The following is a 348-nucleotide window of genomic DNA, read 5'->3' as shown; positions in this document are numbered from 1 at the left end:
CAGCCCGGGCGCCGGCGCGGCTGGCTCTGGGCGCCGGCCGGGCTCACCTGCGCGGTGGCGTTCGCGCTCGTCGCGGAGGGGTATCGGACGGAGAGAACCGGCGCTGATGGGGCGACGTCGTCGGGTGAGCAGCGTCGTCCCCCGCTCCCGCCCGTGGGCGATCAGGCAGCTCTGCTCGCCACCACGCTCGTGATCGGCGTCTGCGAGGAGACGATGTACCGCGGCGTCATCCAGCGCGCGGCTCTCGATGAAGGGTTCGACGAGACCGCCGTCGGTGTGTTGTCAGCCGTGGCGTTCGGGTTGCTGCACCTTCCCAACGCCTTGCTCGGGGAGCCGCTGCGGGGGGCG

General features: G+C 73.0%; 1 protein-coding gene. It reads left to right on the top strand.

Going from position 1 to position 348, the window contains the following annotated elements:
* Positions 1-153: 153 nt before the first annotated feature.
* Positions 154-348: CPBP family intramembrane glutamic endopeptidase (locus B2284_RS13285; RefSeq protein WP_286697632.1), on the top strand; the 195-nt coding region annotated here is incomplete at its 3' end.

The sequence above is a fragment of the Dermacoccus sp. UBA1591 genome, from assembly GCF_002322065.1.
Taxonomy (GTDB): Bacteria; Actinomycetota; Actinomycetes; order Actinomycetales; family Dermatophilaceae; genus Dermacoccus; species Dermacoccus nishinomiyaensis.
The sequence above is the reverse complement of the archived record's forward strand: the minus strand, read 5'-3'. Positions and strand labels throughout refer to the sequence as shown.